This is a genomic window from Frankia alni ACN14a (genome assembly GCF_000058485.1).
GTDB lineage: Bacteria > Actinomycetota > Actinomycetes > Frankiales > Frankiaceae > Frankia > Frankia alni.
Genome location: NC_008278.1, coordinates 970,647 through 995,960 on the forward strand (window position 1 = coordinate 970,647; position 25,314 = coordinate 995,960).

Here is a 25,314-nt window from a genome sequence, read left to right on the forward strand (position 1 = left end):
GAAGTTCCTCGTCCTCCAGATGCGTGCGGACTCCGGCTGCGTGCTCAGCCGAATACCGGTCCACCGGTCGGGAGTCGTCGACGACCCACCCGGCGGAGCAGCGGGTCTACACGCGCAGCACGCAGAGGCGGGCGAGTGAAGGCGCGAGGGGGCGAGGCGGTCCCCACGGTGGTGATCGCTCGGGAGGGCGGGGTGCCGGGCGCGAGCGGGCTCGTGCGCCCCCGGCCGTCCGGACGGCGCGGGCGAGCAACAGGGCGACGAGCAGGATGCCCGTCAGGCGAAGGAACGCCAGGCACAGTTCGCCGACGTGCCCGCAGTGACGGTCCGCGGTCGGGTCCGACGCCATGGCCGCGGCTGCGCCCTCGAGGCCGGCCGGGTGGCCGGGGGCGGACCGCTGGTGCGCTGCCCCGCCGTGCGGCGCGCCCGGCCGGCTCCCCGCCGCGACCAGCAGCCCGTCAGAGCCGCAGAAGGCGCCCGGATGGGCGGGGTGGTCGTGGGGGCCGGCATGCGTGGACAGGCCACCGTGCATGAGCAGAATGCCGAGCAGCACGGGCACGAGGAGCACCAGATACGGCCCCCGAGCGGAGATCTGTCCGCGGGCCCCGACACTCACCGCGCCATGATGCCTGAGGGGGCGCGCGGCGACGGGATCCGACGCCACCTCCGATCCGCGCCCCCCGTGAATGGTCCGAGGGTCCGGCCTGGTCATCGGCACCGAGCGTGCCGGCCGGCCAAATGATCGAGGTGGTGGGATGCGTCACGAGATCAGCCGCCACTCGCCGGTGCATCGCGGGGACGGGACCCGAGGACGCCAGGTCCGCGGGCCCCGCCACCAGTCCGACCACCGGCGCCGCGGCCGGCGGGCGGCCGCCGGGCCGGCGTGCGGCCATGGCCCGTCGGCCTGCGTGGCACCGCAGGCTGCCGTCACGGGGACGACGTTTGCGTCTCGGGGTGCAGCCGCCGTCAACCGGAGGACATCGTCAGGCCGCGACCCAGCGCCAGCCGTTGTCGTTCGCGCAGACGATTGCCCTGCCGTCACCCGCGATCCCCTGCACGCCATGGTCGACATTGCGGCAGATCTGGCCGGGCTTGTAGCAGTTTCCGCTGGCGGCCAGTGGGTGACAGGCGGGAGCAGCCGCGGCCGGTGGAGCCGCCGCGGCCGGCGGGGCGGCTGCGGCGGGTGGCGCTGCTGCCGGTTGATGGTTGGCCGGTGGCTGTGCGGCCGGTGGCTGTGCGGCCGGTGCCTGTGCGGCTGGTGGCGCTGCCGCACGGGTCGCGGGCGGTGGGGCCGGGAGCTGGGTGGCGCCTGGGGTGGCGACCCTACGTGTGCTGGGCGCGGCCTGCCCCACCGAAGCCGCTGTCGCCCGAGGCGCCGGAACGGCCGTCGTCGAGGGAGGCATCGCCAACACCGGTGCCGCGGATGACGTCGGTACTGCCGAGGACGTCGGGGTCGACGACGACGTCGGGACTGCCGACGGCGTCGCTGTCGCTGACGCTGTCGGTGTGGCGATCGTCAGCGACGCCGGCCGCATCGACGCGGTCTGCTTCTTGGGCGGATCCGAGGCCGCACCGATGATGATGACGAACAAGGCGAGCAGGACGGTGACCGCCCCGCTGGTCTTGGGATGGCGCCGGCACCAAAGCCAGGCGCGCCGAAAAAAGACCACCGTTCCCCCCGAATGTGGCTCCCAGTCAAACCGGGGTGGGACGTTACGCTCTTCCCTGAAGGAAGTAGAAGAAAAGGCGCACCGGATCCCCTCGCGAGGGAAAATTTGGTGTGTCCATTGAGGTAGGAGGCAGGTTGTTGTGCCGTGCGGCGCTCACTCCTCGTGCGGTGACTCCGTCCGGTCCCACGACGCCGGGCGTGTAATCCCGGTCGGCAGCCGCGTCGGCCGGTGTTGGTGAGGTCTGCCTCGTCGAGCCAGGCGTGGGTCAGGTTCGCCCCGCTCAGTACGGCGCCGGTGAGGTCCGCTTTGCTGGGCAGCGCCCAACTGATACTCGAGAGATACCGCCGGTGTACCCGGACAGTGGTGGTCCGTGGCCGGGCAAGGGCACGATCGGGGCATGAACGAACTGACCTGGTCCGCGGACGCCTTGGAGCGGATCGACACGGCTCGAGAACTGGAGATCGCGGTCAGACGCGCCGACGGGGCCCTGCGACACCCGCTGCCGATCTGGGTCGTCCGCGTCGGTGACCAGGTGTACGTGCGGACCTGGTACCGGCGCGACACCGGCTGGTTCGGTCGCGCCCTCGCCTCACGCCGGGCCCGCATCCACGTCCCCGGCCTCGACGCCGACGTCACCGTCCAGGACGTCGGTGAAGGCACCGCCCAGCTGCGCGCGGACATCGACGCCGCCTACCGCACCAAGTACGGCGACGCGGGCGCCGAATCCATGGTCACGGCCTCCGCCGCGATCACGACCCTGCGGCTCGGTCCCGCGTAGGAGGCCCGGCGAGCAGGAGCGACAGGCCGGTCCGCGATCGCCACCCAAAGCCCGCTGCCGCCGAGAAGGGCACACGGCTTCTGGAAATCCTGGCCAGCCTGCCGGTCGACCCGACAGGCCTGGGCTGCCTGCTGCTGACCGGGTCCGCCCCCGGCTTCACCAGCCACCGCGGAACCGCGTCGCGCGGCGAAGCGGCTCCCCATCGGAAGGAGTTCTCGGCGAGGAGGTAAGGACAGTCAAGAAGGCTGATCTGATCTGCTCAGCGGGCCAGCCTGAGAGGCTGGCCGCGCGGACGAGGGGCGGAGGCTCCGGGATTTGAACCCGGGAGGGGGTTGAAGCCCCCAACCGCATTAGCAGTGCGGCGCCATAGACCGGACTAGGCGAAGCCTCCCAACGTGCTCGCCCATCATAGCGTCTCCCCTGAGGGTGCCAACGGCCCGGGTGCGGCGCGGGCGGGCGGGATGGATCACAGCCGTTGGCCGGCGGAGTCCACCGAGCCGGCGGAGCCCACGGAGCCGGCGGAGCTGGCGCGTTCGGCCGGCGGCGCCGGCTGGTCGGGGAGATCCTCCACCCCCAGCGCGGCGAGGACCGCGCGGGCGATCTCGCGGCGGCGGGTGTCGTCCGCCACCGGCCGGCCGTCGGCCTCCTGGACGTAGAAGGCGTCGACGACGTCGAGCCCGAGGGTGGCGACGATGGCGGTGGCGACGTCGAGCCGCAGCTCGGACAGCGCCCGCACGATCCGGAACAGCACGCCGGCCCGGTCCGGGGCGCGCACCTCGAGGACGGTCGTCGAGCCCAGTCCGTCGTCGAAGATGACCTGCGGCGGCCCGGGGGTGGTCCACTGCTTCGCGCCGGAGTAGTCGCGTTCCCGGGCCGCGAGCCGCTCGGCGATGTCGAGGGTGCCGGCGAGGGCGGCCCGCAGGTCCGCGAGCAGCTTCGCCTCCTCCGGCACCCGGCCGTGCGGGGCGGCGACCGCGGCCTGCAGCAGTGCGCGCCCGTCGGCGCTGCGGGCGGACGCCCGCCGGATGTCGAGCCGGTTGAGTGCGAGGACACCGGCGGTGACGGCCAGCAGCCCGACCTGGTCGGCACTGACCACGACGATCTCGAACATCCCCTCGTCGGGCAGCGGATTGACCTGGACGGTGTGCTCCGCCGCGAGGGCGAGCAGGCTGCGCTGACGATCGTCCAGCCGCGGCGGGCAGGGCACCCGCTCGCCACCGAGCAGCGCCCGGGACCGTTCGACGAGGTCGTTGATCAGGCGTGCCTTCCAGGCGTTCCACGCGGTTGGGCCGGTGGCCCGGGAGTCGGCCTCGGTCAGGCGGTGCAGCAGGGTGAGGATCCGGTCGCTGCCGGCCGCGGTGGCGACGGCCTCGATGGTCGCGAGATCGTCGATGTCGCGTCGGGTGGCCGTCTCGCCGAGCAGCAGGTGGTGGCGGACCATCGCGACGAGCACGTCGACGTCCTCGGGGGGCAGGCCGAGCCGGGGGCCGACGAGCCGGATCTGGTCGATGCCGGCGTCGGTGTGGTCGCCGGGGAAGCCCTTGCCGATGTCGTGCAGCAACGCGCCGAGCAGCAGCAGGTCGGGGCGGTCCACGTCGCGGGTGAACGCGGCGGCGCGGGCGGCGGTCTCCATCAGGTGCCGGTCGACGGTGAAGCGGTGGTAGGGGTTGCGCTGCGGGCGGCTGCGCACGGCGGCCCACTCGGGCAGCAGCCGGACCAGCAGGCCGACCTGGTCGAGGGATTCGAGCACGCCGACGGCCGCGTCGCCGGTGGCGAGCAGCGCGACCAGCGCGTCGCGCGCGGCGGGCGGCCACGGCTGCGGCATCGCCGGCGCCTCGGCGGCGAGCCGGTCGACGGCGTAGCGGCCCAGCGGCAGCCCGGTGCGGGCGGCGGCCGCGGCGACGCGAAGCACGAGGACGGGGTCCTTCGCCGGTTCGACGTCCAGGGCGAGCTGGATCTCGCCGCCCTGGTCGATCACCCCCTCGTCGAGGGGGCGGCGGACGGGCCGCCGGCCGCGCCAGCGGGAGGTGTTGCGCAGCCCGGCGGCGGTGCGGTACCAGGTCGCGTCCCAGGCCCAGGAGATCGTCCGGCCGGCGTCGGCGACCGCGTGGGCCAGCGCCATCGAGTCGGGGTAGCCGAGCGCGGCGGCGACCGCCGTGCCGTCCTGCAACAGCAGCCGGTCCTGCGGGCGGCCGGCGGCCAGGCGGCGGATCTCGCCGCGGGCGTCGAGCAGTACCTCGGCGGCGGCGAGCACCCGGTCGGAGGGGACCTCCGCGACCCAGGCCGCGGCGAGGGCGTGCAGGGCGTGCACGTCGCGCAGGCCGCCGCGGGACTCCTTGAGGTCCGGTTCGAGCAGGAAGGCGACCTCGCCGAGGCGGGCGGCGCGCTCGGCGACGGCGGCGGCGAGGTCGGGCAGCCGCTTCGGGGCGCGGGTGCGCCAGCGGGAACGGGCGCGGCGGGCGAGATCGGCGGTCAGCGCCGCGTCGCCCGCGACGTGGCGGGCGTCGAGCAGGCCGAGCGCGGCCTTCAGGTCGTCGTCCGCCACCGTGATCGCCTCGTCGACGGTGCGCACGCTGTGGTCGAGGCCGACGCCCGCATCCCACAGCGGGTACCAGACGGCGTCGGCGACGGCGGCGATGTCCCGGTGGGTGTCGTCGTGGAGCAGGACCAGGTCGAGGTCACTGCCGAACGCCGGCTCCGCCCGGCCGTAGCCGCCGACGGCGACGAGGGCGACCCCGGGGCCGGGCTCGCCCAGCAGGTCGGTCAGGGCCGCGTCGGCCAGGTCGGTGAGAGTGCGGCGCAGCGCCGGCCCGGTGGCCGTGGGCAGCGGCTCGGCGCGTCCCCTGAGGATCTCCAGACGGTCCTTCATGGCTCTGTGCCTCCTGCGGCGCCGGCCGCTCCAACGGACCCGGCCCGCGCGGGCCGGGCCGACACATGGCGCGGCACCGCGTCGATGATCGCGCGGTGCCGCCTCATGTGGTCGGGCGAGGAAGGAGACGCCCGGGCTGGGGCCCGGAGCGTCCGCGACCTCTGGTGCTTCCTGCGTGGTGCGGTTGCCGGGTGGTGCTGTGGTGCTGTGGTGCCGGGTGGTGCTGTGGTGCCGGGTGGTGTGCCGGTGGCCAGGGGTGGTACGCGGAGAGCATGGCGTGGCGCCCTGGAGCCGCCACGTGGTGCTACAGCGCGTCGGTGCCCCGCTCGCCGGTGCGCACCCGGACCACGGAGTCGACCGGGACGACCCAGACCTTGCCGTCGCCGATCTTGCCGGTCTGCGCGGCCGTCGTGATCGCCGCGACCAGGTCGTCGGCGGCCTCGTCGGTCACGACGACCTCGATCTTGATCTTCGGAACGAAGTCGACCTTGTACTCCGCGCCGCGGTAGACCTCCGTGTGGCCCTTCTGCCGACCGTAGCCCTGGACCTCGGAGATCGTCAGGCCGTGCACGCCCAGGTTCTCCAGCGCCGCCTTCACGTCATCGACTTTGAAGGGCTTGATGACGGCGGTGACGAGCTTGGTCATGCCTGGGCCTCCTCAGGCACCTTGACGGGGGTGACGCTGGTGGAGAGCGAACCGCTGCCACCGATGGTGGTGAACCGGTACGCCGTCTCACCGTGCAGCGCCTCGTCCATGCCGGTGAACTGGTCCTCGTCGCTCAGCTTCAGACCGATCGTGTACTTGATCGCAAGCGCGATGATCGCCGTCACGACGGCCGAGTAACCCAGTGTCGCGCCGACGGCCAGGGCCTGCTCGCCGAGCACGCTCCACGGACCGCCGTAGAAGATGCCGTCGTGGCCCGCCGAGTTGGTGTCCACGGTGGCGAAGAAGCCGGTGAGCAGAGCGCCGAGCACACCGCCGACGAGGTGGACCGCGCCGACGTCGAGCGAGTCGTCGATGCCGACCTTGCCCTTGATCGAGGTGGCCAGCGCGCAGACGACGCCGGCGATGCCGCCGACCGCGATGGAACCCATCGGGGAGACGAAACCACAGGCCGGGGTGATGGCGACCAGTCCGGCGACCGCACCGGACGCGGCACCCAGCGTGGTGGCCTTACCGTCCCGGATCTTCTCGATCGCGAGCCAGCCGAGGATCGCCACACCGGTCGCGATCTGGGTGTTGAGCAGGGCGAACCCGGCGAGCTTGTTCGACCCCAGCGCCGAGCCGGCGTTGAACCCGAACCAGCCGACCCACAGGATGCCGGTGCCGAGCAGGACGAACGGCACGTTGTGCGGGCGGAAGTCCCCGCTCGGCCAGCCGGCCCGCTTGCCCAGCACGAGGGCCAGCACGATCGCGGCGATACCGGCGTTGGCGTGGACGACCGTGCCGCCCGCGAAGTCCATCGCACCGCGCTTGAACAGCCAGCCGTTGGCCGACCACACCCAGTGCGCGATCGGCGAGTAGACCAGCACCGACCACAGCGGCACGAAGACCGCGAAGGCGCTGAACTTCATGCGGTCGGCGATGGAACCGGTGATGAGCGCGGGAGTGATGATCGCGAACATGAGCTGGAAAGCCACGAACACGACATACGGGATATTGTTGTCGCCCTCGGAGAGGTTCTGCAGCGCGAAGAAGTGGAATCCGCCCCAGAAGCCGTTACCCGCACCGAAGGCGACGCTGAAGCCCACCACCGACCACACGAGTGTGACGATGCCGATGCAGAAGAAGTTCTGCATGATCATGCCGAGGACGTTCTTCGCCCGGACCATGCCGCCGTAGAAGAACGCCAGTCCGGGCGTCATAAACAGCACGATCGCGGAACTGATGAGCATCCATGCGGTATCGCCCGTATCCATTTTGACCATGTCTCTCCTGTCATCCCCCCGCGCGGTGCGCGGACTGCGCTCACCCGGTCCCCGGCCACGCTGCGCTCGTCCCGGATCCTCGGGTCCGAAGAGTCGATAAGATCTGTTCCCGACCTGTGTCTTAGCTGTTTCTGGCGTGTGAAATCGCTAAATTGGGCGGCCTGTGGCCCGTTTAGGTCGCCTAGCGGTGGGCGTGCGGAGACTCTCCGCCCGGATCGGCGTGCTTCCGTGACTGTATAACTGCGTACAGTTACCGTCCGGCGGTGTGAGCAGTGTCCCTACGGAGGGCTGGCATAGCGTCGGCGAACCGGACCCCGAGACCCGCCACCGCAGCGCCGCCGGCCGGCGTGTCCCCATCGACCCGATTGGCGCCGCTGATCCCGGCGGATGCGCCGAGCCCGTCCTGCCCATCTCCCGACAACGACCGGGCCTGTCGCGCGCGCGCCCTGGCCGCCCGAAAGTCGCAGCGGACAAAGGAGCGCGCGACAACGTCGCGGGCCCGAAAGTCGCAGGCCTCTTTGTCCTCGGCCTGGTCGGCATTCTGTTCGCCGGTCCTGTGACGATCGGCGGCCCGGCGGGCTCCGCCTGGGCGGTTCCTGCGACGTCGGCCGCTCGCCCGACGTCGCAGAGTCTCGCCGACGTTCAGGCCGACATAGGACGTACACGCTCAAAGCTAGACGAATCGGCCCAGCAGGCGGCCAGCGCCACCGAGGCCTTCAACGCCGGACGGATCCGGCTCGCCGAGGCGGAACGGGCCGCCCGGGACGCCGCCGACCGGGTCGACCGGGCCGACCGGGCGGTGCGTGAGGCCGCGGATCGACACCGGGGCCTCGCCGTGTCGGCGGACCGGGCGGGGGGCTTCGCCCAGGTGTCCCTGCTGCTCACCGGCGATCCTCGCCGCGCTCTGGACCGGGCGGGCGCCGTCGAGGCCCTGGCTCGCCGGCAGCGGGTCGCGGACATCGGTCTGCGGCTGGCGCGCCGAGATCTCACCGAGGCCCGCCGCGGTGCCGACGCTGCCCTCGCCGACAAGAAGAAGATCATCGAGGATCTCGCCCGGCGCAAGCGGACCATCGAGGCCGCGGCGGACGAGCAGCAGGGGCTGTTGCAGCGGCTGGAGTCGCGCTACGCCGAGCTGGAGCGGCAGGCCAAGGCTCGGCAGGCGGCCGCCGCGCGGGCCCGGAAGGCGGCTGAGGCCGCCGCGGCGGCGCGGGTGGCCCGCGAGGCAGCGGCGGAGCGGGTCCGCTATCAACAGGAGACCGGGGTGGCCGCGGCGGCGGGCCGGGCCTTCGCCGCGGCGCCGGTCACCGCTGCGGCGGCCGCGCCGATGGGTGGCGGTGGTGGTGCGGTGGCCGCGGTGCGGGAGGCCTACGCCCAGCTCGGGAAGCCCTATGTGTGGGGGGCCGAGGGGCCGGCGACCTTCGACTGCTCCGGGCTGACCCAGTGGGTCTGGGGAAAGGCGGGCGTCGCTCTCAGTCACTACACCGGATCGCAGTGGGACGAGGGGCGTCGGGTGAGCCGCGCCGCGCTGGTTCCGGGAGACCTCGTGTTCTTCCACCCGGATGTCGACCACGTCGGGATCTACGTGGGGAACGGGAAGATGATCCATGCTCCCCGCACCGGAGAGGTGGTTCGAGAGGAGAACGTCTGGTGGTCGAGCTTCCAGGGAGGCATTCGGCCGGGAGCCTGACGCCGGCCACCCGGGGAACGGGTGGCCGGCAGGCCCGACGTCGGCAGGCCCGACGTCGGGGGTGCGGCGTCGGCAAGGTGCGGCGCCGAAGGGGGGCTGGGGGTGCGGCGAGGTCAGCGGTCCACGTAGACGAGGGCCGCCGTGCTGCGACTGATCTCCGCGTCGCTCTGGCCGTTTGGAGAGACGACGTGGATCAGGTCGCCGCGCGAGCCCGGCATGATCTGAGCGCCGGGCACGATCGCCGCATCCTGCAGGCGGCGCATGGCGACCTCATCGGTCTGCAGCCGTTCGGAGATCCAGCTCACCGTCACCGGCCTGCTGCCGTCCGCGGCTGCCCGATCGGCCGAGGCCAGCAGGCTCACCGGCGCGGACGCGGGCCGCGGCGCATCGCCTCGCTGGGCGGGCGGGATCTCGTTACCGAACGGACAGCGCTTCGGATCACCGAGCAGCACGGTGAGCCGGGCCTCGACCTCGTCGGAGATCACATGCTCCCAGCGGCACGCCTCGTTGTGCACCAGGGCCCAGTCGAGCCCGATGACCTTGGTGAGCAGCAGCTCGGCCAGCCGGTGCTTGCGCATGACGGCGGTGGCCCGCAGCAGACCCTTCTCGGTGAACTGGACGGTCCGGTCGTCAGCGAGGGAGACCAGCCCCTCGTTGGCCATCCGAGCGGTCGACTCGCTGGCGGCAGGCGCGCTCACGTGCAACCGCTCCACCAGACGCGCGCGTAGCGGGGGGATGCCCTCTTCCCTCAGTTCGTACAGGGTGCGGAGGTACATCTCGGTACTGTCGATCAGTCCAGTCACCGGTCTCCTTCGTCCCGTCCAGAGTACGCCCCGTCCCCAGGGTGCAAGGGCCATGCGTCCCGTGTATGCCGTGTCCCCCGGACAGTTTCCCCGTGGGTCCGGACCCGCCCGCACGCCGGTCAGGCGCCCGCCCGGTCGGCCGCCGCCGAACGGGGGCTCACCCGCCCGGGACGCCGGCGGTGTCCGCACTAGAATCAACACCATGAGCACGACTCAGATCGCACCTGAGACGTCGGACACCCGCACGGACGAGGGCGACGACCACTCCCACTACGCCCGCCGGGAGGAGATCGTCCGCGCGTCCATCGAAGGCGGTCGGGTCACCGCGCTCTGCGGCTACAAGTTCGAACCCGTCCGGGACCCCTCGCGGTTCCCGATATGCCCGAAGTGCAAGGAGCTCGTCGAGATGGCCCAGCAGTTCGGTTGACCGGGCGGGCCGCGCGAACCCGGACGAAGCGGAAGAATCGGGACGGACTTCCGATCTCGCGCGGCATATCGCGGTCGTGACGCGTCAGCCTGCCGTCGGCATCCCCGCCGGCGGCCGTAAGATCGCCCATGGCGTCGATTCGATGCCCCGTCCGCCCCAGTAGCTCAGTGGATAGAGCGACCGCCTCCTAAGCGGTAGGCCGTAGGTCCGATTCCTACCTGGGGCACGTTCCCGCACCGCGCAGAGAGTCTCCCGGTCGGGCCGCCTCTGTGGGAGGCGGTGTGACGCGTCGGCGCTCACCGCCCTGTCCTGCCGGCGGCGCGGGGGGCGAGGCACCCGGGCCGGGCCGCCGGAACGTGCTTGCACAGGTGGCGCGTCCGACGCCGCTCGGGTCAGGATCTCGGTATCGGTGAGAAAATCGGCCAACCGCCGGAAGTACGCATAATCCGCTCCCGCGAGCGGTGGCGCTTCGCCGCGGCGGTGGCGGGCCCAGCGATGGCGCGGCGTCTCCGCGTCGCCGGACCGGACCGGTCCACCGGCTCCGTCCCGGGTGGGACGATCATGGAGAGTGGCTCGTGACAGGGCGGGTACCAGGCCAGGGCGACGCCGGCGGGTCCGGGCCGGCCGCCGCGGCCAATCCGGCATACAGCGTCACGATCCGGGTGCCGCGCGGAGTCCGGGCGGACATCGACGCCGTCATCGCCGCAGGTCCCGGCGCGATCACCTGTTATGCGGACGAGCCGGACCCGGCCGGCCGCCGGATCACGCTCGACGCCGACAGCGGCCCGACGTTGACGTGGCTGCTGAGCGCCCTGCGCAACCGTCTCGGCGCCGACCTGCTCCAGACCGAGGACCCGGTCTTCGTCGTCGCGTCGACGGGCAAACTCACCCAGGCCCTGTGCGCGTCGGTGACCACGGGGCACGATCTCGCGCTCCTCGACGCGGACGCGGATCGTCGGGTGATCCGCCATCTGGCCACCCACCCGACCCACACCGACCTTTTCACCGGGCGACCCCGCCGGGTGGCGCTGCTCTCCGACGCCAGCGCCGTGCTGGACTTCGAGCCGCTCGCCGCCGAGGCGGCCCTGCCCGCGGTGGAGTCCCAGGCGGTCCACCTGCACCGGGCCACCGGTCTGGACGTCATCCCGATGCCCATCGCGGCGCGGGATGCCGCGGAGCTCGGCCGGGCGATCGGCATGCTGGCACCCGGATTCGCCGCCACGGTGCTGGTCCACACGCACGTCAGCCACATCGACGCTGTCCGCGCCGCGCAGCTGCCGAGCGCCACGCCGCTGCTCGACACCGTCAACGACGGCCTCGCCGTAGCCGCCACCGCCGCCGTCCTGACCCACCTGCGCGGCCGGGGAGTGCGGCCGCAGTCGGCCCGGGTCGCCGTCGTGGATCCCGCCCGCGGTGGCGACCTCGCCGGCCTGCTCCTCGCCGCGGGGATCCGGGACCTCACCCTCTACGATCCGCTCGCCTTCGGGATCCAGCCGCTGCATCGGCTCGCGGCCCACCTCGACCTGCTCGTCGACCTCATCGGCCTGGCCTCGCCGCCGGAGCAGGTACCGGTCCTGCGGACCCGGCCCGAGACACCCCCGCCGCTGGCCTCGGCCACCTCGGGTCCGCGTCCGCTGCACGCCCTGCCCGGCCTGTTGCGCGCCGCGGTGCGCACCCACCGACCGATCAGCGCGGCGGCGCGACTGGCCGCCGTCCAGGCCCTGGTCGACCTGACCCCGCCCGGCGGGCTGCTGCCGCCCGTCGACCATCCGCGCCTGACCCCGGCCGTCGCCGACGCGGCCGCCCGGGCACTGGCCGCGGACTGACGACGGCGGTGGTACGTGACGGATCGGCCGGATCGGCCGTGGCCGGATCAGCCGGACGAGGAGGGCACCAGGCTGAGCAGTGCCTGGGCGGCGAGCTCGTAGCCCAGCGGGCCGAGGCCGACGATCACTCCGCGGGCCAATGCCGACAGAATCGACTCGTGCCGGAAGGACTCCCGCGCCCAGACATTCGACAAATGGACCTCGATCCATGGATTCGGGTAGTTCGCGAGCGCGTCCCGCAGGCTCCAGCCGTACATCATGAGCGCCCCGGGGTTGACGATTGCGCCGACCGAGTCGTAGTTATCCTGAATCGCGTGGATCAGCTCGCCCTCGGATTCCCGTTGGACGGAGACCAGTTTCCAGCCGCGCTCGGCGATCCGGGCGGTGACGGCGGTTTCAATGTCGGCCAGAGTGGCCGTGCCGTACACCTCCGGCTGCCGCCGACCGAGTATGCCCAGGTTCGGACCGTTCACCAGAAGAAGCGTGCTCACCAGACCTCATCACTCGCGCCGGCACCGGTGCCGACCGGCCGGGTCGGTCGGCGTCCCGTGGACGATATCGCAGCTATGGCGCGGTCAGCGACGGGCCATATCGACCCGTAGACGACACGACCGAGCGCGTTGGTAGTGTCTCCGTGGCGTGTCGATTGCTCTCTCGTTGGTGAAGCGGTAGTCCCGTCCGGGGGACGACAGGCGAGTCCGAGGCGTTGAGGTACCGTCCGTCGCGCACCTCTCGCGTAAATCCTTCGGTCAGCTCACGGTAATGAACCGTAGACGGCCTGGATCCTTGCGCGAACCTTATCGTCACGTAAGAAAAGGGTGGGGACCATGAGCGGTGTAGTGCGACGCGCACCGGAGTTGCCGGCCTGGCCGCAGTACTCCGACGAGGAACGCGCCGGACTGATCCGAGCCTTGGAGCAGGGTCAGTGGTGGCGCATGGGCGGCAGCGAGGTCGACAGCTTCGAGCGGGAATTCGCCGACTATCACGGCGCCGACTATGCGCTCGCCGTCACCAATGGCACCCACGCCCTCGAGCTCGCCCTCCAGGTTCTGGGCGTCGGCCCGGGCACCGAGGTCATCGTTCCGGCGTTCACGTTCATCTCCTCATCCCAGGCCGCGCAGCGCCTCGGCGCGGTCGCCGTGCCGGTCGACGTCGACCTGGACACGTACTGCATCGATCCGGCGGCGGCGGCGGCCGCGGTCACCCCCCGCACCAAGGCGATCATGCCGGTGCACATGGCCGGTCAGGTCTCCGACATGGACGCCCTGGCGAAGCTGTCCGCCGACACCGGCGTCCCGCTCATCCAGGACGCCGCCCACGCGCACGGTGCCCAGTGGCAGGGACGCAAGGTCGGCGAGCTCGGCTCGGTGGCGGCGTTCAGCTTCCAGAACGGCAAGCTGATGACCGCGGGCGAGGGCGGCGCCGTCACCTTCCCGGACTCGGAGCTGCACGAGATCGCCTTCCTGCGGCACAGCTGCGGACGACCGCGCACCGACCGCCGGTACTTCCACCAGACCTCCGGGTCGAACTTCCGGCTCAACGAGTTCTCCGCCTCGGTCCTGCGCGCCCAGCTCGGCCGCCTGGCCGGCCAGATCGACACCCGCGAGCAGCGGTGGCCGGTGCTCGCCGAGGCCCTGTCGGCCATTCCCGGCGTCGTGCCGCAGAGCCGCGACGAACGCTGCGACCGCAACCCGCACTACATGGCGATGTTCCGCCTTCCGGGATTCAGCGAACAGCGGCGCAACGCCGTCGTGGACGCGCTCGTCGAGCGGGGCCTGCCCGCCTTCGCCGCCTTCCGGGCGATCTACCGTTCCAACGGGTTCTGGGAGACCGGCGCTCCGGCGGAGTCCGTCGACGACATCGCACGGCGGTGCCCCAACACCGAAGCGCTGAGCGCGGACGGCGTCTGGCTGCACCATCGCACCCTGCTGGGCAGCGAGGAGCAGATGCACGAGGTCGCGGCAGTCGTGGCCGACACCCTGGCGGCGCAGTGACGGCGCCGTTGCCGGTGCGGGTCGCCGTCGTCGGGCTGGGCTGGGCCGGCCGGTCCATCTGGCTGCCCCGGCTGCGCGAGCACCCCCGGTTCGCGGTGGCCGCGGCGGTCGATCCCGATCCCGCCGCCCGCGCCGCGGTGGCCGCCGAGCACCCGGACCTGGCGCTGCTCGCCGACGTCGCCGAGCTCGGCTCGGCCCGGTTCGACCTCGCCGTCGTGGCGGTGCCCAACCATCGGCACGCCGACATCGCCGAGCGGCTGCTGACCGCCGGCATCCCGGTCTTCCTGGAGAAGCCGGTCTGCCTGAGCTCGGCGGAGGCGGACCGGCTCGCCGCCGCCGAACGGGCCGGCGACGTTACCCTGCTGGCCGGCAGTGCCGCGCGGTACCGCGCCGACGTCAGCCGGCTCTACGAGGTCGCCGCGGGGCTCGGCGCGATCCGCCACGTCGACCTCGCGTGGATCCGCGCCCGCGGCATCCCCGACGCGGGTGGCTGGTTCACCCGCCGGGAGCAGTCCGGCGGTGGCGCGCTGGTCGACCTCGGCTGGCATCTGCTGGACACCCTCACCCCCCTGCTCGGCAGCGTCGAGTTCCGCCAGGTGGTCGGGACGACGTCCGACGACTTCGTCAGCGACGGCGCGTGGGCGGCATCCTGGCGGCACGGTGAGCAGGTCGCTTCCGCCGGTCCGGCCGGTCCGGCCGGTCCGGCCGCCGGCGGGGACGTCGAGGACACGGCGCGCGGATTCCTGGTGACCGAGAACGGGACCTCGGTGTCGTTGCGGGCGAGCTGGGCCTCGCACGAGGCCCGCGACCTCACCGCGATCAACGTCGAGGGGGCCGCCGGAACCGCCTCGCTGCGCTGCACCTTCGGCTTCGGGCCGAACCGGCAGGATCGGTCGGTCCTGTCCCTGACCCGCAGCGGGCAGACGACCGCGGTGGCGCTGCCCGACGAGCCGATCGGGACCGAGTACCGCCGCCAGCTCGACGAGCTGCCGGCCATGCTGACCGATCCGGCCTCCCGAGGGCGGGCGATCGCCGAGGTCCGGCCGACGATCGCGGCCATCGAGCGCCTCTACGACTCGGCGCGCTCGCACCGCCCGACGCCGCAGCTCGTCCGCGCGGGCTCATGATGTCCCGCAGATAAGGCACCGTTGTTCTCGTCGTCGAGCCCGGGGGGGCATGTGGGAACGGAACCGGGGGGCCGGCCGATGGCCGGCGGCGCGCACCGGCAGACAGTGATCTTCGATCTGGACGGCGTGCTCGTCGACAGCTTCGGCGTGATGCGGCAGGCGTTCACGATCGCCTACGCGGAGGTGGTCGGTCCCGGCGAGCCGCCCTTCGAGGAGTACAACCGCCACCTCGGCCGCTACTTCCCGGACATCATGCGGATCATGGATCTGCCGCTGGCGATGGAGGAGCCGTTCGTGCGGGAGAGCTATCGGCTCGCCCGCGAGGTGGTTCTCTTCGACGGCGTGGAGGAGCTGCTGCGCCGGCTGCGCGCCCGCGGCCACGGGCTCGCGGTCGCCACCGGCAAGTCCGGCCCGCGGGCCCGCCACCTGCTCGGCGAGCTCGGCGTGCTGTCGTTGTTCGACCACGTCATCGGCTCCGACGAGATCCCGCGGCCGAAGCCCGCCCCGGACATCGTGCTGCGCGCGCTCGACCTGCTGGGAGCGGCGCCGGGGGAGGCGATGATGCTCGGTGACGCGGTCGCGGACATCGACAGCGCCCGCGCCGCCGGCGTGATGGCGGTCGCCGCGCTGTGGGGCGAGACGGACGGCGTCGAGCTGCGCGCGGCCCGCCCGGACGCCGTGCTGCACCGTCCCGCGGAGCTGTTGGCACTGCTCGGCGACGCCGCCGTCGATGGGGATCCGCCGGCCGGGCCGCCGTCGCTGGCGGCCGCGGCCGGCGGGGCCGGGAGTCTGCTCGCGCGCGACTGACCCACGAGCCGGCGGGGCCGGGTCAGGACCCCTGGCGTGCCAGCAGGATCGCGCCCGCCAGGGACGACAGGCCGCCGAGCGTCGCCGCCCGCACCGGCGCGGGCGGATGACCCGGGCGGCCGAGCTCGCGGGCGCGTTCGTCGACGGCCTGGGCGAATCCGGGCAGCCCGTCGGCGAACCCGCCCCCGACCACCGCCATCGCCGGATGCAGCAGCTCGGTCAGCCCGACCACGGCGACGGCGGCCGCCTGCGCGCTTTCCCCCACCGCCCGCGCCGCCCAGCCGGTCCCCGCGAGCCAGGCCGCGCGTAGCTCGGCGAAGGTCACCTCCGCACGGGACGCCGACCCGCCGTCCCCGCCGTCCTCGGCGTCCTCGGCGTCCTCGGCGACACTGTCGACATCGCCGTCGCGGTACCGCGCTGCCCGGTGCAGGGTGGCGGGGCCACTGGCCGTGGCCTGCACGCAGCCCCGCCGACCGCAGGTGCACCGCGGGCCTCCCGCGGAGATCACCAGATGGCCGATCTCGGCCGAGCCGTGGCCGGGTCGCGGGCAGGGCCGACCGTCCAGCACGATCCCGCCGCCGACGCCCGTGCCGAGGCCGAGGTACACCAGGTCGGGGCAGCCGACCGCGTGCGCCTCCGCGAGCGCGGCGAGGTCGCCGTCGTCGGCGCAGGCGACGGTCGCCCCCGGCACGAGGTCACGCAGCGCCTCGGCCAGTGCCAGTCCCGTCCAGCTCGGCCGGCCCGGCCAGGTCGTCACCCGGCCGGCGGCGTCCAGGGTCGCGGGCATCGCGACCCCGACCGCGGTCACCGGCCCGGCCCACTTCGTCCGCAGTGCGGCGACGTGCGCGGCGAGATCGTCGAGATCCCGCGTGGCGCTCGCCGACGGCTCCCAGCGGAACGTCGCCTCGACCGGCGTGACGGTGCCGTCGGGAGCGTCCACGCGGCCTGGCCCGCCGACCTGGGTCAGGCCGCCGGTGGTGGTGGGCGTGGTGGTGGATGTCGCGGCGTGGGCGGGCGCGGTGACGTGAGCCGGTTCGAGGCGCAGCGCGACCTTGGTCCCGCCGATGTCGATGCCCAGAACGCCGGGCGTCACCGGCGGGGCGAGGGTGTGCATGTGCAGTGCATGTGCAGCCTCCGGGGCTCGTCAGGGGCGGTCCGCCGGGCCGAGTTGGAAGAACGACCGGTACAGGTCCACCTGATGGGCAAGCATGTGGATGCCCGGATGGGTCGCCAGCCCGAGCGCGCCGGCCGCGTCGAGCAGCCGGGTCCGCGGGGGCTTCATGATGATGTCGGCGACGACGCATCCCGCTGGCAGCGCAGCGGGCGGGAAGGGCAGCGGGTCTTCGGGACGCAGGCCGAGCGGGGTCGCGTTCACCGCCAGGTCCGCGTCGCCCAGCGCCGGCTCGGCCACGGCCACCGCGGCGGCCCGGCCCGGCCAGTGTTCGTCCAGTCTGGCGAGCAGGGCTGCGCACTTCGCCCGGTCCGGGTCGTGGACCGACAACGGCCCGCAGCCGGCGTCGAGCAGCGCGACCGCGATGGCGCTGCCGGCTCCGCCGGCCCCCATGAGCGCGACCCGCCGGCCGCGCACGGGATGGCCGGCGGCGGTCAGCCCGCGGACGAACCCGGCCCCGTCGAAGTTGTCGGCCCGCCAGCCGCCGCCGGGAATCGGGCGCAACACGTTGGCGCTGCCGCTGATCCGCGCGGCGGCGCTGTGCTCGGTGGCCAGGGCGCAGGCGGCGACCTTGTGCGGGATCGTGACGAGAACGCCGTCGAGGTTCCCGGTGGCCGCGAGCCCGCGCAGGACGGTGGCGAAGCTCGCCGGTCGGGCGTGCACCGGGACGAGGACGGCATCGATCGCGAGCCGGGCGAACAGCGGATTGAGCAGCGACGGCGCCTGCACCTGGGCGACCGGGTCACCGATGACGGCATACAGCCGGGTGGTGCCGCTCACCGGCAGCCCCGCCGGGGCCGTCACGCCGGGTCCTCGCGGGGCATCGCGGCGAGCGCCGCCAGCACCACGTCCTCGTCGACATCGGGCACGAGTTCCGGGCCGTGCGCGCCGTCGAGGACGAAGGTCAGCCCAGTACTCGTCGACTTCTTGTCCAGCCGCATCACCGCGACGAGCTCGGCGGGCTCCACCCCGGCGGGCAGCGCGGCGGGCAGCCCGTAGCCCTGCACGACGTCGAGGTGTTCGCGGATCCGCTCGGGCCCGATCCGGCCGAGTGCCCCGGCGAGCCGGCCGGCGAACACGGTGCCGACGGCGACGGCCTCGCCGTGGCGCAGTGCGTAATCGGTGGTGCGTTCCAGGGCGTGACCGAGGGTGTGCCCGTAGTTGAGGATGTGGCGCAGGTGGGAGTCCCGCTCGTCGCGGGCGACGACCCCGGCCTTGAGCGCCACGCTGGCCGCGATCTGCTCGGCGACCGGCCGGCCGAGCAGCCCGGGTGCCCCGATGAAGTGGGCTCGCGCGATCTCGCCGTAGCCGTTGATCCATTCCCGGCGGGGCAGGGTCGCCAGGTAGTCGGTGTCGCAGAGGACGGCGCTGGGCTGCCAGTAGGCGCCGACCAGGTTCTTGCCGGCCGGCAGGTTCACCGCGGTCTTCCCGCCGACGCTCGCGTCGACCTGGGCGAGCAGCGAGGTCGGCAGGTGCACCACGGCGACGCCGCGGTGGTAGAGCGCGGCGGCGAGCCCCACGACGTCGGTGGTCGTCCCGCCGCCGCAGGAGATGACGACGTCCCCGCGGGTCAGCCCGAAGTCCGCGAACCGGCTGCACAGCGCCTCGACGTTGGCGAGCGTCTTGTCCGCCTCGCCGTCGCGGGCGGCCAGCCGCAGCGCCGGCACGCCCGGGTCGGGCACGGCGTCGAGGGGGCGGGCGGACACGATGGCGGCCCGCCTCGCCCCGATGGCGGCCACGACGTCGGGCAGGGTCCGGCGGACCCCGGCGCCGATGTCGACCGGGTAGCTGCGCGGACCGAGTTCCACCGGGATGCGCCGGTGGTCGGCGGCGATCCGCTCGATCGGGCTGAGCGGAAGGGTTGCAAGCATGCCCGTCACGTTTCGTCTCCGGATTTGCGAGGTGTCGTGGCCGTCCGCCGTGCTCCCCGATGGTCCGCCGCGGCGCCTGCGCCCCAGTCTGCCGAAGCGCCGCCAGGACGCCCCACCCGGGGCACCCGACCCGAAGATCGACGTTGTGTCCCGGTCCGCGTGGCGGGTCCCCAGGCGTGTCCTGGTGTCCACCAGATGGCGGCCGGCTCGTGCACCGTGCACGCAGAGTAAGGTCGAGCGGTGGGATCAGAGGACGGCGCCAGGCTCGCCGCCGCGCTGGGGATGCTGCTCGCGCGGCCGACCCGGATGCGGCTGTTCGGAGACCTGCTGGCCGCGGGCGATGTCAACCTGGACGAGGCGACCTACCCCGTGCTCAGCGGTCTGGCGCGGACGGGCCCCACGACGGCGCGCAAGCTCAGCACGGAGATCGGCATCGACCGGTCGGTGGTGAGCCGGCACAGCGACCGGCTTGAGGCGCTCGGGTTGCTGCGTCGCTCGGCCGATCCCGACGACGCCCGGGCCACCCGGCTCACCCTCACCGACGAGGGGCACGCCGCCATCGAGCGGCTGCGCGGCCGGCTGGCGGGCGCGTTCCAGCGCAGGCTCGACGCCTGGCCGGCCGAGGACGCGCGGGCCTTCGTCGCGGGCATGGAGCGTTTCGTCGAGGAGAACCTGGCCGAGCGGGGCCGTTAGTCGCATTTCACCGAGGCCGCGGGCGACGGCGACCTATGTCACGGTCGGTGGCGCTTTCGGGTGGCCGATGCCTCCGCGCGGCGTGCCTTTCGGGAGGATCTGGGACACCGGCGGGATTCTGCGTCAGGCTCTGTGGCCACGGGCCGGTTCTCCGACCGCAGATCCGTCGAGAAACCCGGAAAGTACGTAAACGAGGAGTCCGTGATGACCAAGCCGACCCCGGTGACCAGCGCTGATTCCGGCTCGCTTCCCGCGGAAACGCCCGCCGGTGCACCGGGCACGGCGCCGGACGGGTGGACCGCAGCGCAGGTCGGGGATGGTCGAGGTCGCTCCACGCCGACGTCGAAGGAGCCGGAACAGGCCGGGACCGCTTCCCCCGTTCCCGCTGGGGCCCCACCTGCTCCGTACCCTGACGGTGGCCTGGACCAGGGGGAACACGCTGCGTCGGCGGTGTCGGAGGAGGCGGAGCTGCCCGGCGCCCGCGCGCTGTGGATCCTGGCGTTCACCTTCGCCGCACTCGGGCTGTTCTTCCCGCTCGCCGGGCTGATCGCGATCGGCTGCGGGGCGATGGCCTGGCGGAAGGGCAGCGGGCGAGGCAGGATCGCGACGTTCGTCGCGCTCGCGACGACCCTGGTCGGCCTGATCCTCACGATAGTCGTCGTCACCACCTGACCGGCGGTCTCCGACGGGATCGACGGGGCCCTTTCCTCGGCTGGCCTCGCTCTGACCGGCGGAGGGTTCTTTCCCGGCTCGCAATGTGCGGTGGGGAACGCGGCGCGGCTGGTGGGCCGACCGCCGGGATGCTTTTCGGGAGTTCCCCCGACGGCACGTACCCTGCGGAATTGTCCGTACCCGGCGGGCCTGCGCCGGGCGGCGCCTTCATGGCGCAGGTGAGGCCGCCCAGCTCGGGGGGTGCCGGGCGGCCTCTGAACCGATGATGACATTCAACGGGTCGCCGGCACAAGTCCATGGGATCGCGCCACGGCGTGCCGGTGGTCAGACCGGCCAGGATGAGCCGCTTTGGACCAGGTCGACCAACAGACCGGAGCCCGCGTCCAGACAGGCCTCGACCGGATGCCGCGCATCCGGCCTGACCTGCTCGATCCGGGCCCCGGCGGAGACCGGGACGCGAAGCTGGGCGGCCACGTCGTCGACGAGGTAGCCGATGGCGAAGAGGCCCTCGCCGCGCCGGTCGAGGGTCTCCCGCGCCGCCGACGGCTGGCAACCGGGGGCGATCAGCTCCACCAGGCCGGCACCGAGCCGCCCGATCGCGACGCGGGCGCCGTCGAGCGCGACGGGCCGGCCGCGGTACACGGCGGGCCCGGACAGCGCCCGGGTGTGCCAGGAGTCGATGCCGAGGGAGACGGTGTAGAGCTCGCGGGCGAGCTCCAGATCCGTCACCACGATGGCGAAGTGATGGAACGTCAGCCCGGCCAGCGCCGCCTCGACGGCGCCGAGACCGGTGAACGGCGCACCGGCTGGCGGGGGATCCATGGCGCCGTGACGTGCGGGAATGACCCCGGTCGCCATCCAGGCCCTGGGGTGAAAGATTGATTCGGTTGTCACGACGCCCCCTCCGCGCCCCGCCTGAACCGGGGGAGCGCGACCGGATCGTACCGTCGGCCGTCGCGACCTGCCTTCCACCGTCGCCGGGCCGGCGGCCAGGCACGATGATGCATCCCATGCCGACCTTCATCGAGTCCCCGACCGTCGTCGAGGCCGCCGGGAACCTTCCAAAGATCATTCGCGAGTACGTGGGCGGAGTGAACACGGGCACGCGGAGCCTGAGCATCGCGCACATGTCGAGTCCGGGCGGCTGGGCCGAGCCGGGGCAGCGGCCGGAGTTCGACGAATACACGATCGTCCTGCGCGGCTCGGTGACGGTGGAGCACGCCGACGGGATCATCGAGGTCGCGGCCGGCCAGGGGGTGCACACCGCCGCCGGGGAATGGGTCCGTTACAGCACGCGTGGCGCGGACGGCGCGGACTACATCTCGGTGTGCCTGCCGGCCTTTCTCCCGGAGACCGTCCACCGGGACGAGGGTGAGTAGGGCGACTGTTTGTTGCGTATGCAACGATTGTCGTAACGTTGGGGGATGAGTGGACCCGTTCTGCCCGTCGACGTCGCCCCCGTGCCGGCGGAACCGCCGGTGCCGAGTCTCCCCCCGTCACCGCCGTCGGGAGCCGACCGGGCCTCGGCGGTCGAATCGGAGCGGGCGGTCGGATCGGAGCGGGCGGTCGGATCGCAGCGGGCGGTCGGGCCGGAGCGGGCGGTCGGGCCGGCGCTGACGGTCATCGAAGGGCGGACCGCCGAGGTGGGCGGCATCCCGGTGCGGCGGGTCCTGCCCCGCCGGGCCCGGCGAACCATCGGTGCCTGGTGCTTCGTCGACCACCTGGGTCCGATGGCGATCTCACCGTCGAATCCGGTGTCCGTCGGGCCGCATCCGCACATCGGGCTGGCCACCGTCACCTGGCTGCTGAGTGGTCGCCAGGTCCATCGGGACAGCCTCGGGTCCGAACAGGTCCTACGTGCGGGCGAGCTCAACCTGATGACCGCCGGGCACGGGGTGACCCACGCGGAGGAGTCCGAGGATCACCGGGGTGACCTGCACGGCGTGCAGCTGTGGGTGGCACAGCCCGAGCACACCCGGCACGGCCCACCCGCCTTCACCCACCACGCCGAGCTGCCCGTCGCCCGATTCGGGGCGGCCGAGGCGACGGTGCTGCTCGGCGAGCTCGACGGCAACGTCTCCCCGGCGCGCACCGACACCCCGCTCGTCGGCGCCGACCTCGTGCTGCGGACCGGCGGCACCGTTCTGCCGCTGCGGCGCGACTTCGAGCACGGGCTGGTGGTTCTGGCCGGGGCGGTGCAGGTCGGCGCGCAGGTCCTGGGCCCCGGTCGGCTGGGCTACCTGGGCGCCGGGCACGACGAGCTGCCGCTGCGCGTCGGCGACGGCGCCCGCGCGCTGCTGCTCGGCGGGGAGCCCTTCGCCGACCGGCTGGTCATGTGGTGGAACTTCGTCGCCCGCTCCCGGGCCGAGATCGACGCCGCCCGCGCCGACTGGCAGGCCGGGGCGGACCGGTTCGGCGCCGTGGCGACCGCCACCGGGCGGATCCCCGCGCCCAGGCCCCCCTGGGCAGTCCGCTGACCCGGGCTGATCGGTGGCGGCGCGGGCTAGTCGGTGGCCCGGCTTCGGCGGGCGCCGAGACCCTGGACGACGAAGCCCAGTCCGATGCCGAGCAGCCAGACGTCCTTGGCGATGGGCAGCCCCTGCTGCGTCGGCCAGATCGTGCCCTCCTCGCGCATGCCCTCCGTGTGGGCGTAGAGCCCGAGCAGCCCCCCGGAGAAGGCGGACAGCCCGAGGCCGGCGAGTGCGGTGGGGACGACGGGGGTGACGAGTGCCGTACCCAGGGCGATCTCGGCGCCGGCGAGCACCTTCGTGAAGGTCACCGGGTCGAGCTTCGCCAGGAACGGATAGGTGTTCGCCGCCAGGCCGTGCAGTCCCTCGGCGGTGGCCCGGTCGGCCTTCCACTTGCCCAGACCCGAGTGCAGGATGAACGCCCCGGCCGCGGCGCGGCCGGGGACGTCACGTGCCTTGAGGGGCAGTCCCATGGTGGGCAACCTTCCGTCAGGCGGCGCTGCCTCCGCTGGCCGCTGGGTGCCGGACGGCTCGCGCCGGCCGACGTGTCATCCCAAACGTAACGTCGCCGGCGGCCGGACGGCGAGCGGGACCGCCCGACCGGCGGTACGGGCGGACCGCGCCCGACCGGGGCCCGGCGGTGTCAGAAGACGGCCGGTTGCGGCGTCCCGCCCGTGCGGGTCAGCAGCTCGTCGAGGTCGTAGTCGTACCAGCGCCGCAGCGGCGTCGGGGAGTCGGTCCGACCCCACTCGTACATCCGGCGCTGGGCCTCGAAGGAGCCGTCGTGCCAGCGTCGCAGCACGTCGCCGAGCCGCAGCGGCGCGGGCAGGAAGTCGGCCCCGCCGAGCAGGCCGGCGAGCCGTTCGACCGCGGCCGCCGGGGCCAGCCGGCTGGCCTCCACCTCGACCATCACCGCGCTCAGGGAGTCGAAGAACGGCTGGAACTCCGGCAGGTCCGGGCAGAAGGTGCCCAGGTGTGGGGCGTCGAGCAGCCGGTCGAACAGGGCTCGGTCACCCTTCTCGAGATAGCCGAAGTAGGTCCCGACGATCCTCGCGATGCCCATGTTCCAGCCGAGGAACCACACCTTCGACCAGGCCCGCCACAGGTCGAAGTCCCGGAACGAGACGTACGAGCCGTGCACGAGCTTGTCGTTGACGTCGAGGATCGTCTGGTTGAGCGTGTCGATGTGGCCGAACCGCTCGGCGGAGAAGTCGTCGTCGGCGAGCGCGGCCAGCAGCGTCGGGGTGAAGGCGTAGATCACCTGCATGGTGTTGGCCATGCCCCGGGAGAACAGCGCGTCGATGGCCCCGGCGGCGTGACTCATCATCGCCCAGCGGTCGCCGACCGTGCGGGTGCTGGAGTACTGGGTGCGCCCGGTGGAGACCCAGTCCCAGGCGGGTCGGGCGCCGGCGAACTGGCGGGCCACGCTGGGGAAGCGGTCGAGGTAGGCGGCCCACTCCTGCTCGGCGGTGCGCCCCGGCTCCTTCGGGAAACGGCCGGCGTCCAGGTTGAGCCCGACGCTGCACAGCGGGTTGGTGGCCCTGCGATGGTTGTCGAACGGGATGACCCACAGCCAGCCGCCGTCGAAGATGTGGTGCAGGGTGCCCTGGTGCCACAGCGACGGCTGACCGCTGGGGGTCGTCACGTCGTCGAACGGGGTGACGCCGACCATGTGGGTGAACAGCGTCCGGGAGTTCGTCCGGAACCGGCAGGGCTCCTCCCGCAGGGCGAACTGGTTCGCGAGCACCGAGTTGCGGCCCGAGGCGTCCACGACGTACCGGACCCGCAGCGTCTCGCCGGACTTCGTCGTCAGGGTCGCCGCGTCGGCGGTGAACTCGACGCGCTCGACCATGGTCCGCTGGCGGGGGTCCGCTCCGTAGCGGACCGCGGAGTAGAACAGGTAGGAGTCGATGTCCTGACGGTGCATGTGCATTTCAGGACCGTTCGGGAACTCCGAGACGCTGCACTGGGTGACCTCCTCGGGGTTCTGCACCTGCCCGTCCCGGTGGTACACGAAGCCGAAGTTTCGCTTGACGCCGCAGGCCGAGGTGACGTGCGAGCGCACTGCCTCGAAGCTGCTCACGTGGCCGAGTTCGGGTACGTCGAACCGCTCGGCGAGCAGTTTCAACAGGTATGTCGTCTCTCCGATCGTCGACTCGCCGAGCGCGAAGCGTGGGTGGGTGCCGCTGTCGACGAGGACCACGCTGTGACCGTGTCGGGCGAGGATGTTGGCCAGTGTCGAGCCGGCGATGCCGCTACCGAGGATGGCAACCGAATAGTCGTACCCGCTCATTACGAGACTCCCTGTACGCCGCTACACGAAGTGGGCCGGCTGCGTCCGTCCTCTCGTAAAGATCACAATCACCGCAACCGGTGCACAAATAACACCTAACCAGCTCGACGGATCATGGTTGAGGTAAACGGCGCATCAATGCCAATGCGTAAGCGATCATCCCGAATCTGAGCTTTTACCCGTATGTCGGAAAGTTGCCGCTTGGTCCGGATGGTCCGACGGGGACCTGGGG

General features: G+C 72.8%; 24 protein-coding genes, 2 tRNA genes and 1 pseudogene. 13 read left to right on the forward strand and 14 right to left on the reverse strand.

Going from position 1 to position 25,314, the window contains the following annotated elements; genetic code table 11:
• Positions 1–106: 106 nt before the first annotated feature.
• Complete coding sequence (locus FRAAL_RS03835; protein ID WP_011602131.1) at positions 107–613, reverse strand: hypothetical protein; 507 nt, start codon at positions 611–613, stop codon at positions 107–109.
• 713 nt (positions 614–1,326) lie between these two features.
• Between FRAAL_RS03835 and FRAAL_RS34575 the strand changes: the two genes are divergently transcribed.
• The gene (locus tag FRAAL_RS34575) at positions 1,327–1,788 is read left to right on the forward strand and encodes a hypothetical protein (protein WP_041938805.1); all 462 of its coding nucleotides are present in this window, start codon (positions 1,327–1,329) and stop codon (positions 1,786–1,788) included.
• A 121-nt stretch (positions 1,789–1,909) separates the two neighbouring features.
• On the opposite strand, the pseudogene FRAAL_RS35990 reads toward FRAAL_RS34575, so the two are convergent.
• Positions 1,910–1,996, reverse strand: a pseudogene (locus tag FRAAL_RS35990) (pentapeptide repeat-containing protein); the annotation flags it as partial.
• A 68-nt stretch (positions 1,997–2,064) separates the two neighbouring features.
• Between FRAAL_RS35990 and FRAAL_RS03845 the strand changes: the two are divergent.
• The gene (locus FRAAL_RS03845) at positions 2,065–2,445 is read left to right on the forward strand and encodes a DUF2255 family protein (RefSeq protein WP_041938806.1); all 381 of its coding nucleotides are present in this window, start codon (positions 2,065–2,067) and stop codon (positions 2,443–2,445) included.
• A gap of 300 nt (positions 2,446–2,745) precedes the next feature.
• Here FRAAL_RS03845 and FRAAL_RS03850 read toward each other — a convergent pair.
• The 4 genes from FRAAL_RS03850 to FRAAL_RS03865 form a co-directional block, all read right to left on the reverse strand.
• Positions 2,746–2,836: transfer RNA gene (locus tag FRAAL_RS03850), tRNA-Ser, on the reverse strand.
• A 75-nt stretch (positions 2,837–2,911) separates the two neighbouring features.
• Entirely contained in the window at positions 2,912–5,314 is a 2,403-nt protein-coding gene (locus FRAAL_RS03855) for a [protein-PII] uridylyltransferase (RefSeq protein WP_011602134.1), read from the reverse strand.
• A gap of 304 nt (positions 5,315–5,618) precedes the next feature.
• Entirely contained in the window at positions 5,619–5,960 is a 342-nt protein-coding gene (locus tag FRAAL_RS03860) for a P-II family nitrogen regulator (RefSeq protein WP_011602135.1), read from the reverse strand.
• Positions 5,957–7,243 carry an ammonium transporter gene (locus FRAAL_RS03865; protein ID WP_041938807.1) on the reverse strand — a complete coding sequence of 429 codons (1,287 nt, stop codon included), beginning with the start codon at positions 7,241–7,243 and terminating at the stop codon, positions 5,957–5,959. The genes FRAAL_RS03860 and FRAAL_RS03865 overlap by 4 nt, the downstream gene beginning before the upstream one ends.
• A gap of 556 nt (positions 7,244–7,799) precedes the next feature.
• Here FRAAL_RS03865 and FRAAL_RS03870 point away from each other — a divergent pair.
• Entirely contained in the window at positions 7,800–8,930 is a 1,131-nt protein-coding gene (locus tag FRAAL_RS03870) for a C40 family peptidase (RefSeq protein WP_011602137.1), read from the forward strand.
• 113 nt (positions 8,931–9,043) lie between these two features.
• Here FRAAL_RS03870 and FRAAL_RS03875 read toward each other — a convergent pair whose 3' ends face one another.
• On the reverse strand, positions 9,044–9,733 hold the full coding sequence (locus tag FRAAL_RS03875) for a metal-dependent transcriptional regulator (RefSeq protein WP_011602138.1): 690 nt from the start codon (positions 9,731–9,733) through the stop codon (positions 9,044–9,046).
• Between the two features lie 202 nt (positions 9,734–9,935).
• Here FRAAL_RS03875 and FRAAL_RS03880 point away from each other — a divergent pair, with 202 nt between their 5' ends.
• The 3 genes from FRAAL_RS03880 to FRAAL_RS03890 all read left to right on the forward strand — a co-directional run bounded on the left by FRAAL_RS03880 (position 9,936) and on the right by FRAAL_RS03890 (position 11,986).
• Positions 9,936–10,160, forward strand: coding sequence for a DUF3039 domain-containing protein (locus FRAAL_RS03880; protein WP_011602139.1), 225 nt, complete (start codon positions 9,936–9,938; stop codon positions 10,158–10,160).
• 153 nt (positions 10,161–10,313) lie between these two features.
• Positions 10,314–10,386, forward strand: a tRNA-Arg gene (locus FRAAL_RS03885).
• Positions 10,387–10,735: 349 nt separating this feature from the next.
• The gene (locus tag FRAAL_RS03890) at positions 10,736–11,986 is read left to right on the forward strand and encodes a hypothetical protein (protein ID WP_011602141.1); all 1,251 of its coding nucleotides are present in this window, start codon (positions 10,736–10,738) and stop codon (positions 11,984–11,986) included.
• A 47-nt stretch (positions 11,987–12,033) separates the two neighbouring features.
• On the opposite strand, the gene FRAAL_RS03895 is transcribed toward FRAAL_RS03890, so the two are convergent.
• Complete coding sequence (locus tag FRAAL_RS03895; RefSeq protein ID WP_041938808.1) at positions 12,034–12,477, reverse strand: type II 3-dehydroquinate dehydratase; 444 nt, start codon at positions 12,475–12,477, stop codon at positions 12,034–12,036.
• Positions 12,478–12,813: 336 nt separating this feature from the next.
• Between FRAAL_RS03895 and FRAAL_RS03900 the strand changes: the two genes are divergently transcribed.
• From FRAAL_RS03900 to FRAAL_RS03910, 3 genes are all read left to right on the forward strand, one after another.
• Positions 12,814–13,980: a DegT/DnrJ/EryC1/StrS family aminotransferase gene (locus FRAAL_RS03900; protein ID WP_041940149.1), complete on the forward strand. Its 1,167-nt coding sequence runs from the start codon at positions 12,814–12,816 to the stop codon at positions 13,978–13,980.
• Positions 13,977–15,107, forward strand: a complete 1,131-nt coding sequence (locus FRAAL_RS03905; RefSeq protein WP_041938809.1) for a Gfo/Idh/MocA family protein — start codon at positions 13,977–13,979, stop codon at positions 15,105–15,107. Before FRAAL_RS03900 ends, FRAAL_RS03905 begins: the two co-directional genes overlap by 4 nt.
• Before the next feature lie 78 nt (positions 15,108–15,185).
• Entirely contained in the window at positions 15,186–15,914 is a 729-nt protein-coding gene (locus FRAAL_RS03910) for an HAD-IA family hydrolase (protein WP_011602146.1), read from the forward strand.
• Positions 15,915–15,936: 22 nt separating this feature from the next.
• On the opposite strand, the gene FRAAL_RS03915 is transcribed toward FRAAL_RS03910, so the two are convergent.
• The 3 genes from FRAAL_RS03915 to FRAAL_RS03925 are packed head-to-tail and all read right to left on the reverse strand — an operon-like array spanning position 15,937 to position 18,956.
• Positions 15,937–17,028: an ROK family protein gene (locus tag FRAAL_RS03915; protein ID WP_011602147.1), complete on the reverse strand. Its 1,092-nt coding sequence runs from the start codon at positions 17,026–17,028 to the stop codon at positions 15,937–15,939.
• Between the two features lie 30 nt (positions 17,029–17,058).
• A complete protein-coding gene (locus FRAAL_RS03920; protein WP_197537246.1) occupies positions 17,059–17,889 on the reverse strand; it encodes a shikimate dehydrogenase family protein in 831 nt (276 codons plus the stop codon).
• Positions 17,886–18,956, reverse strand: a complete 1,071-nt coding sequence (locus FRAAL_RS03925) for a 3-dehydroquinate synthase family protein (RefSeq protein ID WP_011602149.1) — start codon at positions 18,954–18,956, stop codon at positions 17,886–17,888. The genes FRAAL_RS03920 and FRAAL_RS03925 overlap by 4 nt, the downstream gene beginning before the upstream one ends.
• 240 nt (positions 18,957–19,196) lie before the next feature.
• On the opposite strand from FRAAL_RS03925, the gene FRAAL_RS03930 reads away from it, so the two are divergent.
• Together FRAAL_RS03930 and FRAAL_RS34580 are read left to right on the forward strand one after the other, a co-directional pair.
• Positions 19,197–19,649: a MarR family winged helix-turn-helix transcriptional regulator gene (locus FRAAL_RS03930; protein ID WP_011602150.1), complete on the forward strand. Its 453-nt coding sequence runs from the start codon at positions 19,197–19,199 to the stop codon at positions 19,647–19,649.
• A gap of 450 nt (positions 19,650–20,099) precedes the next feature.
• Complete coding sequence (locus tag FRAAL_RS34580; RefSeq protein ID WP_231861498.1) at positions 20,100–20,321, forward strand: hypothetical protein; 222 nt, start codon at positions 20,100–20,102, stop codon at positions 20,319–20,321.
• Positions 20,322–20,645: 324 nt separating this feature from the next.
• On the opposite strand, the gene FRAAL_RS03940 is transcribed toward FRAAL_RS34580, so the two are convergent.
• Entirely contained in the window at positions 20,646–21,215 is a 570-nt protein-coding gene (locus FRAAL_RS03940) for a VOC family protein (protein WP_041938810.1), read from the reverse strand.
• 116 nt (positions 21,216–21,331) lie between these two features.
• Here FRAAL_RS03940 and FRAAL_RS03945 point away from each other — a divergent pair, with 116 nt between their 5' ends.
• Positions 21,332–21,700, forward strand: a complete 369-nt coding sequence (locus FRAAL_RS03945) for a cupin domain-containing protein (RefSeq protein WP_011602153.1) — start codon at positions 21,332–21,334, stop codon at positions 21,698–21,700.
• A gap of 45 nt (positions 21,701–21,745) precedes the next feature.
• Entirely contained in the window at positions 21,746–22,798 is a 1,053-nt protein-coding gene (locus tag FRAAL_RS03950; RefSeq protein ID WP_011602154.1) for a pirin family protein, read from the forward strand.
• A 26-nt stretch (positions 22,799–22,824) separates the two neighbouring features.
• Here FRAAL_RS03950 and FRAAL_RS03955 read toward each other — a convergent pair whose 3' ends face one another.
• Both FRAAL_RS03955 and FRAAL_RS03960 read right to left on the reverse strand, forming a co-directional pair.
• A complete protein-coding gene (locus FRAAL_RS03955) occupies positions 22,825–23,262 on the reverse strand; it encodes a hypothetical protein (RefSeq protein WP_041938811.1) in 438 nt (145 codons plus the stop codon).
• A 170-nt stretch (positions 23,263–23,432) separates the two neighbouring features.
• A complete protein-coding gene (locus FRAAL_RS03960) occupies positions 23,433–25,082 on the reverse strand; it encodes an NAD(P)/FAD-dependent oxidoreductase (protein WP_011602156.1) in 1,650 nt (549 codons plus the stop codon).
• Between the last annotated feature and the right edge of the window lie 232 nt (positions 25,083–25,314).